Source organism: Streptomyces sp. NPDC096105, assembly GCF_044763335.1.
GTDB lineage: Bacteria > Actinomycetota > Actinomycetes > Streptomycetales > Streptomycetaceae > Streptomyces.
In genome coordinates, this window is sequence record NZ_JBIWGC010000029.1 from 81162 (window position 1) to 89798 (window position 8637).

Sequence of the window (8637 nt, forward strand, 5' to 3'; positions counted from 1 at the left end):
TTGATCTGTGTGACTTCGTACGGAGCGTCGTCCGCGCACCTGGGCATGTGGCGAGCGCAGGAAATGGCTCCCGACACGCCGAACCACGCGCTGACCATGTGGGACGTGGACGGAGTGCTGGACGCGGCCGTCATGGAGTCCGCCTTCCTGCACGTGATGGGCGAGGCGGAGGTACTGCGCGTCAACTTCGCCGACGACGGCGGCGGTCTGCGCCTGGTCCCCCGCGAACTGGGCGACTGGCGGCCGTTCTTCCTCGACCTCGCCGCCGAGACCGACCCCGAGCAGGCGGCCCGCGAAGCTCTGGCCGACCTCGTGCGCCGGCCGTTCGACCTGGGCAGCGACCTGCTGTTCCGGCTCGGTGTGGTCAGGCTCGCCGAGGACCGCTCCCTGCTGGTGATCGCCTACCACCACCTCGTCTCCGACGGGTTCGGCGCGGGCGGCCTGCTCTCCCGGCGCCTCGCCGAGGTGTACACGGCGCTGTCGCGCGGCGAGCGGGTGCCGGAACTGCCGCACCCCTGGGACACCGCGTCCTTCGCCGGTGAGGCCGTGGAGTACCTCGCCTCGCAGAGGTTCGCCGAGGACACGGAGTTCTGGCGGGACTACCTCAAGGACGCGCCCCCGCCCGCGCAGGTCCCCCGCGTCGCCCTGTCCGAGGCGCGGCGCGCCGCGCTGTCGGAGCCGCTCAGCGGCGCCGACAGCTGGTCGGAGGTGGCCGGCGCCATCGGCATGGTGAGCCGTACCCTGACCGTCCCGCGCGCCGAGGCCGACCGGTGGACCGAGACCGCGGGGGCCCTGGGCGTGTGGATGTCACAGATGCTGACCGCGGCGGCGGCGGTGTACTTCCGGCACCGCTGCGACCGCCCGGAGTTCCTCCTGTCCCTCGCCGTCGGCAACCGCGTCGGCGTGGCGAGCCGGACGCCCGGCCTGGCCGTGAACGTCGTCCCGGTACGGGTGAAGGTCCCCCTCGGGGCCACCTTCGCGGAGGTGGCCGACACGCTCGCCGACGAGACGTACGAGATCTTCGACCACACCGCCTGCCACTACTCCGACATCCAGCGCGCGAGCGGAACCGCCTTGAGCGGTCGCGGCAGCTTCGGGGCCGTCGTCAACGTCGTCGAGTTCGTGGAGCAGCTGCGCTTCGGCGACAGCCCGGCCCGCTACTTCGGCGCCACGACCGGCACCTTCGAGGAACTGTCGATCGGCGTCTACACCGACGGCAGCCCCGACAGCGACCTGTTCATCCGGCTCGACGCCCCCCAGGGCCTGTACGACCGCGCGGAACTGCGCTTCATCGGCGAGGAGCTCATCTCCTGCGTCCATGCCGTACTGGCCGCCGGCGACCGGCCGGTCGGCGCCCTGGACGTGTCGAGCGGCGCCGAGCGGGACCGGGTGCCCGCGGCACCGGACGCGAGCGGCGCGCCGCTGCCGGGGCTGACGGTCCCGGAGCTGTTCGCCCGGCAGGCCGAGCACGCCCCCCACGCCGTGGCCCTGGTCGCCGGCGACACGTCGGTCTCCTACCGCGAACTGGACGAACGGTCCGGCCGGCTGGCCGCGGCGCTGCGCCGGCGGGACGTCGGCCCCGAGAACGTCGTCGCGGTGGCGCTGCCCCGGTCGCCGGAGCTGGCCGTCGCCCTGCTGGCGGTGGCGAGGGCCGGCGCCGCCGCCCTGCCCCTCGACCCGGCGTCCCCGGCGTTCCCGGCCGACGCCGTCACCGTGGGCGCCGTGCTCACCGACACCGCCACGGCCGGCACGCTCCCGGCCGGCCAGAACGTGCCGGTGCTGCTGCTCGACGACCTCGGCACCGACCCCGCCGGCCCCGCGCCCGGGGCCGCCGTCCCACCGCACCCGGACCATCTGCTGGCCGTGCTGTACGGCAGCGGACCGGACGGTGCCGCGCGGCCGGTCGCCGTGACGCACCGGAACCTGGAGCGCTTCGTCCTGGACCGCCGGTGCCGGGAAGCCGGCCGCGGCACGGTGCTGTGGCACGCGCCGTTCGCCTGCGACGCGCTCGCCCTGGAGCTGTGGACGCCCCTGCTCAACGGCGGCCGCGTCGTCGTGGCCCCCGCCGGGGAACTGGACGCCGACGCGCTGACCGCGCTGAGGGCGGCTCACGACATCACCACCCTGTGGCTGCCGGCGGCCCGCTTCGCCGAGATCGCCGCCGCGCACCCCGAACGGCTCGCCGGACTGCGCGAGGTGTGGACCGGCGCCGACCGGGTCCCCCCGGCCGCGCTGCGCCGGGTCCGCGAGGCCTGCCCCGAACTGACGGTCGTCACCGGGCACGGCCGGGCCGAGACGACCCTCCTCGCCGCCTGCCACCGCGGCCCCGCCGGCGAACCGGACCGCCCCGCGGGCGCCGTCGGCCGCCCGGCGGACCACACCGCCCTCCACGTCCTCGGCCCCGGCCTCGCCCCGGTCCCCGTCGACGTGGCCGGCGAACTCTACGTCGCAGGCCCCGGCGTGGCCCGCGGCTACCCCGGGCGTCCGGCGGCGACCGCGGAACGCTTCGTCCCCTGCCCGTTCGGCCCGGCCGGCACCGTCATGTACCGGACCGGGGACCGGGTGCGGTGGACCGCCGGCGGCCTGCTCGCCCACGTCGGCGGACCCGGCACCCAGACCGACGTCCGGGGCGTCCGCGTCGAACTCGCGGAGGCCGAGGACACGCTGTCCGAGCACCCCGCGCTCGCGCAGGCCGTCGTGACCGTCCAGGAGGACCCCGGCGGCCGGCGGCGCCTGACCGCCCACGTCGTCCCCGTCGCCGGCCGGACCGCTTCCGCCGACGAACTGCGCCGCTTCGCCACCGAACGCCTGCCCGAGGTCCAGGTGCCGTCGGCGTTCACCGTCCTGGACCGCCTGCCGCTCACCGCGGGCGGCCGGGTCGACCGGGCCGCGCTGGCGCAGCCGGTGCCCGACGACGAGACGTACCGGGCGCCGCGCAACGAGACCGAACGGGTCCTGGCCAAGGCCTTCGCCGAGGTGCTGGAACGCGACCGGGTCGGCATCGACGAGGACTTCTTCGACCTCGGCGGCAACTCCCTGCGGGCGATCAGGCTGGTCGGCCTGATCCGGGCGGAACTGAACCAGGAGGTGTCCATCCGCAGGCTGTTCGCGGCCCGCACCGTCCTCGGGCTGTCGGACATGTGGAAGGACCTCGGCCGCTCCAGCAGGCCGGCGCTGCGCAGGCGGACGAGGGAGGGGGCGGTCCTGTGAGCATCGGCATACTCTCCACCGGCTCCTACCTGCCCAAGCACGAGGTGGGCAACGAGGAGATCGCCGAGCGCGTGGGCGTCACCGCCGAGTGGATCGAACGCAAGACGCAGATCCGCTCCCGCCGCTACGCCGCCCCGCACGAGGCGACGTCCGACCTCGCCGCGAAGGCCGCCGAACGGGCCCTGGAACAGGCGGGACTGACCGCCGGCGACATCGACTACGTCATCGTCTCCACCTCCACCGGCGACCACCCGCAGCCCCCCACGTCCTACCTGGTGCAGCACCTGCTGGGCGCCTACGGAGCCGCCTGCTTCGACATCAACGTCGTGTGCAGCGGCTTCGTCTACGCCCTGTCGCTCGCCCACAGCCTGGTGTCCGTCCGGCCGCGGGCCCGGGTCCTGGTGATCGGCGCGGACGTGTACTCGCGGATCCTGGACTTCACCGACTGCAGGACGGCGATCCTCTTCGCCGACGGCGCCGGCGCAGCCGTCGTCGGGACGGTGCCGGAGCCCTACGGCCTCCTCGCCTCGGACCTGACCAGTCGCGGCGACGCCCACCACCTGATCCGGGTCGAGGCGGGAGGCAGCCGCCACCCGGCGTCGGCGCGGACCGTCGCCGAGGGCGGTCACTTCTTCCGGATGGACGGCCGCGGCGTACGGGACTTCGTCGCCGAGCACGTCCCGCCGGCGCTGACCGCGCTGGCCCGCAGGGCCGGCGTCGACATCGGCGCGGTCGACCACTTCGTACCGCACCAGGCCAACGGTGTGATGCTCGGCGAGGTCGTCGAACGCGCCGGCCTGGGCGCCGCCCTCACCCACCGCACGCTCGTCGAGTACGGCAACGTCGGCAGCGCCTCGGTACCGGTCGCCCTCGATCAGGCCCACCGCACGGGCGCGCTGGCACCGGGCGACCTGGTGCTGCTCGCCGGGTTCGGCGGCGGCATGTCGATCGGCGCGACGCTGCTCACCTGGGGGACCCGCACCTGAGCACGACCACGCCGGACGCCCGCGGCGGGCGTCCGGCGTGGTCGCGTCAGGGCCGGCCGGCCCCGGTCGGTCAGGAAGCGGCGGCCTCGGCGCGCAGTCCCTCGGCGACGGCCGCGGCGACCTCGGCGAGGTGGTCGAAGAGGTAGAAGTGACCGCCGGGGAACACCTTCACCGTGACGTCTCCGCGGCTGTGCGACCGCCAGGTGCCGGCCTGCTCGACGGTCACCATCGGGTCGCTGTCACCGACCAGCACGGTCATCGCGGCGGTGAGCGGTGCGCCCGCCCGCCAGCGGTAGGTGCCGAGGGCCCGGTAGTCGGCCCGCAGCGCCGGCAGCACCATCTCCACGATGTCCGGGTCGTCGAGCATGGACCGGGAGGCGGCGTCCAGCCTGCGCACCTCTGCCAGGACGTCGGCGTCGTCGTACAGTCCGAAGTGGGCCGTGCTGTGCGCGTCCGGCGCGCCCCGCCCGGACAGGAACAGCCGCCGCGGCCCGGGCAGCGGACCCGCGGCGAGCAGCCGGGCCGTCTCGAACGCGACGAGCGAGCCCATGCTGTGGCCGAACAGGGCGCACGGCCGCCCGGGATCCGCGGCCAGCACCCGCGCCAGCTGCTCGGCCACCGCCCCGGCGAGCCGGGTCAGATCCGTGAAGGGCTCCTCCAGGTACCGGTCCTGACGGCCCGGATACTGCACGCACACCACGTCGAGGTCGGCGGGCAACGCCTGCGCCAGGGTCCGGTACGCCGTCGCGGAGCCCCCGGCGTGCGGGAAGCACACGAGCAGCGGCCCGTTCCCCGGGGTGGTGAAGCGCCGGAACCAGGTGCTGTTCACAGTCGGTGTGTCCCTTCGTCCGGGTCGGCCGGTGCACGGAAACAGCCCGCCGGTGCCCTCGGGGGATGTGGGGCACCGACGGGCGGTCCACCGCTCCGCGGGGGCTCGCGCCCGTCCGTCACCGGAGCGTACGCCCCGAGCGTCCCGCCCCGCCCTCGACGGGAGGTCGCGGGCCGGTGGAGTGCGGCCGGCCCGCGGGGAGGGGCGGGGCGGGGAGCGTCAGTGCACGAGGTCCCGCTCGTGGTCCGTCCGGACGCCCGGCACCCCCGGGCCGGCGGACCGCAGCCTGCGCTGCAGCTTCTCGCCCTCGACGTCCACGTCCGGCAGCAGCCGGTCGAGCCACCGCGGCAGCCACCAGGCGGCGTCGCCGAGCAGCGAGTGCACGGCGGGCACGATCACCATCCGGACCACGAAGGCGTCGAACAGGACGGCCGCGGCGAGGCCGAAGCCCATCATCGCGACGAGGTCGTCGGTCTCGAAGACGAAGCCCGAGAAGACGCTGATCATGATGATCGCGGCGGCCACCACCACCCGGCCGCTGTGCCGGAAGCCGGTGACCACGGCGTCCTTCGCCGAGGCGCCGTGGACGTACGCCTCACGCATCCGCGTGACCAGGAAGACCTCGTAGTCCATGGCGAGGCCGAAGACCACACCGATCATGAAGATCGGCAGCGTCGTCATGATCGGGCCGGTCTGTTCCACGCCGAAGAAGCCCGAGGCCCAGCCCAGCTGGAACACCGCGACCAGCGCGCCGAGCGCCGCGCTCACCGACAGCAGGAAGCCGAGGGCCGCCTTCAGCGGGACCAGGACCGAGCGGAACACCAGGAGCAGCAGCAGGAAGGCGAGGCCCACCACCAGGCCCAGGTAGGGCAGCAGCGCGTCGGACAGGGTCTGGGAGAAGTCGATGAACATCGCGGTCTGGCCGGTCACCAGGATTTCGGTGGCGCCCGAGGACGCCTCCAGCGCCGCCGCCCGCGCACGGAGGTCCTTGACCAGCTCCTCGGTCTCGGTCTCGGTCGGGCCGGACTTCGGGACGATACTGAAGATGGCGGTGTCACCGGCCTTGTTGGCGGTGGCCGGGGACACCGAGGCGACACCCGCGTCCTTCTTCAGCTCGGCGCCGATCCGGTCGCCGGCGGCGGCCGCGTCCTCCCCCTCGACGGTCACCGTCAGCGGGCCGTTGAAGCCGGGCCCGAAGGAGTCGGACAGCAGGTCGTAGGCCTTGCGCTGGGTGGTGTCGGCCGCCATCGTGCCCTCGCCGGGCAGGCCCAGCTCCAGCTTGGTGGCGGGCAGGGCCATCGCGCCGAGGCCGACCACCGCGAAGAGCAGCACACCGAGCGGGCGGCGCACCACGAAGGACGCCCAGCGGGTGGACAGGTTCGGCTTGGTGCGCGCGGCCAGTTTCGCGGCCTTCTTCTCGGACCTGCGCAGCTTGCGCGCCGACAGCGGCTTCCGGGTCCGTACGAGGTGCCGGTCGGCGAGCCGCACCACCCGGCGCGGCGCGAAGCCGAGCAGGGCGGGCACGAAGGTGACCGCGATCAGCACGGCGACGGCGACCGTACCCGCCGCGGCGAGCGCCATCTTGGTGAGGATCGGGATGTTGACGACCGCGAGGCCGCCCAGCGCGATGATGACGGTGAGCCCGGCGAAGACGACGGCCGAACCGGCCGTGCCGGTGGCGATGCCCGCCGCCTCCTGCGGGGGACGGCCCTCGGCGATCTCGGACCGGTACCGGGAGACGATGAACAGCGCGTAGTCGATGCCGACCGCGAGGCCGATCATCATGGCCAGCGTCGACGTCGTGGCCGACAGCCCGAGGGTGGAGCCCAGCGCGGCGATGCCCGAGACGCCGACGCCCACGCCGATCAGGGCGGTGAGCAGCGGCATGCCGGCGGCGATCACCGAGCCGAAGGTGAGGAACAGGACGATGGCCGAGATCAGCACGCCGATCTGCTCACCGGTGCCGGAGACGTTCTGCTCGATCGGGACGGCGTCACCGCCGGTCTCGACGGTCAGCCCGCCCTCGCGGGCCCGGTCGGTGGCGTCGGCGAGCGCGTCGTGCGCCTCGGCGGTGAGGTCGGGCGCGGTGACCTCGTAGGTCACCACGGCGTAGGCGGTCCGGCCGTCGCGGCTGACGGCGCCGGCGGTGAACGGGTCGGTGACGCCCGCCACTTGGGGCGCCTTGCCGAGTTCGGCGAGGAGTGTCTCGATCGTCGGCTTCTCGTCGGCGGCCTTCGCGCCCCGGGGCGCGTGGATCACCACCCGGGCGGTGGCGCCGTCGGCGCCCGCGTCGGGGAACTTCTCCTCGAGCAGGTCGAACGCCTTCTGCGACTCGGTGCCCGGCATCGAGAACTGCTCGTTCGGCGGTGCCGGCGCCGAGGACGCCGCGACACCGACGCCGACGACGATCAGCACCCACAGCAGGGTCACGAGGCCGCGCCGCCGGAAGGCGAAGCGGCCGAGTTTGTACAGGAAGGTAGCCACGGGTAACCGCACTTCCGTCGAGTGGGGGGCAGGATGGACGCTGTCGCCGACCGCCCCGGCTCAGCGCAGGGCGGCGGCTCTGACACGCACACACGGTGACGCGGCCGGCGCCCGGCGGCCCGGATCGTGCGGCGGAACGAGACCGCACCTCGAGCGACCGTCGAGCCGAGGGGACACTTCCGGCCAACACCCGCGCCAGAAGGCCGCCCGGGTTGGCCCGCCTGGACCCCGTCCACACCCCGGCCCCCTGCGCGGGCGGGGCTACGGGGCCGCCGTGACCGCCGAGGTGAGCCGCGCCGCGCTCGCCGCGGGCGCCAGGGAGATCGCGCTGCACACCGACGTGGGCAACCCGTACCCCGCACCGTGAGCCGGGTGAACGCCGGGAGAGCAGCAGGCCGCCGAGCAGGCGGAAGGCCCGCCGGTGCCCTCGGGGGGTGGGGCGCCGGCGGGCGGTGTACCCCGCGGGGGCTCACGCCCGTCCGTACCGGAGCTCACGGCCCCGACCCTGCCGTCCCGCCCTCGGCCGGTGCTCGCGGGGCGCCGGAGCGGCTCCGCACGAGCACCCCTCCACCGCTGGTGCGTAACCTCCCGGGAGGCTCCCGGCAGGGGGCACGCCCGGCACAGCGGAAGCGGGAGAGGCATGCACATCATGGCGCGCGAGTCGGAGTCCGGACTGCCCATCGAACCGGTCTACGGGCCCGGCGCCCTGTCGGAGTGGGATCCGGCGGAGAAGCTGGGTGAGCCGGGGAAGTATCCGTTCACGCGGGGCGTGTACCCGTCGATGTACACGGGGCGTCCGTGGACGATGCGCCAGTACGCGGGTTTCGGCACGGCGACGGAGTCGAACGCCCGGTACAAGCAGCTGATCGCCAACGGCACGATGGGGTTGTCGGTCGCCTTCGACCTGCCGACGCAGATGGGTCACGACTCCGACGCGCCGATCGCCTCGGGCGAGGTCGGCAAGGTGGGGGTGGCGATCGACTCGATCGACGACATGCGGGTGCTGTTCGACGGGATCCCGCTGGACAAGGTCTCGACGTCGATGACGATCAACGCCCCTGCCGCGCTGCTGCTGCTGCTGTACCAACTGGTCGCCGAGGAGCAGGGCGTGAGCGCGGACAAGCTCAC

General features: G+C 74.3%; 5 protein-coding genes and 1 pseudogene. 4 read left to right on the forward strand and 2 right to left on the reverse strand.

Annotated elements, in window-relative coordinates; all coding sequences use genetic code 11:
• Positions 1-9 precede the first annotated feature (9 nt).
• Both ACIQ8B_RS30610 and ACIQ8B_RS30615 read left to right on the forward strand, forming a co-directional pair.
• Positions 10-3210 carry an AMP-binding protein gene (locus ACIQ8B_RS30610; RefSeq protein WP_403551307.1) on the forward strand — a complete coding sequence of 1067 codons (3201 nt, stop codon included), beginning with the start codon at positions 10-12 and terminating at the stop codon, positions 3208-3210.
• Positions 3207-4196: a 3-oxoacyl-ACP synthase III family protein gene (locus tag ACIQ8B_RS30615; RefSeq protein ID WP_403551309.1), complete on the forward strand. Its 990-nt coding sequence runs from the start codon at positions 3207-3209 to the stop codon at positions 4194-4196. The genes ACIQ8B_RS30610 and ACIQ8B_RS30615 overlap by 4 nt, the downstream gene beginning before the upstream one ends.
• A 70-nt stretch (positions 4197-4266) precedes the next feature.
• On the opposite strand, the gene ACIQ8B_RS30620 is transcribed toward ACIQ8B_RS30615, so the two are convergent.
• Both ACIQ8B_RS30620 and ACIQ8B_RS30625 read right to left on the reverse strand, forming a co-directional pair.
• Entirely contained in the window at positions 4267-5025 is a 759-nt protein-coding gene (locus ACIQ8B_RS30620) for a thioesterase II family protein (RefSeq protein ID WP_403551311.1), read from the reverse strand.
• A 219-nt stretch (positions 5026-5244) separates the two neighbouring features.
• Positions 5245-7509, reverse strand: coding sequence for an MMPL family transporter (locus ACIQ8B_RS30625; RefSeq protein ID WP_403551313.1), 2265 nt, complete (start codon positions 7507-7509; stop codon positions 5245-5247).
• Between the two features lie 209 nt (positions 7510-7718).
• On the opposite strand from ACIQ8B_RS30625, the pseudogene ACIQ8B_RS30630 reads away from it, so the two are divergent.
• Positions 7719-7861, forward strand: a pseudogene (locus ACIQ8B_RS30630) (GNAT family N-acetyltransferase); the annotation flags it as partial.
• A gap of 297 nt (positions 7862-8158) precedes the next feature.
• Positions 8159-8637, forward strand: a 479-nt coding sequence (locus ACIQ8B_RS30635) for a methylmalonyl-CoA mutase family protein (protein WP_403551321.1), incomplete at its 3' end; no start/stop codon positions are given.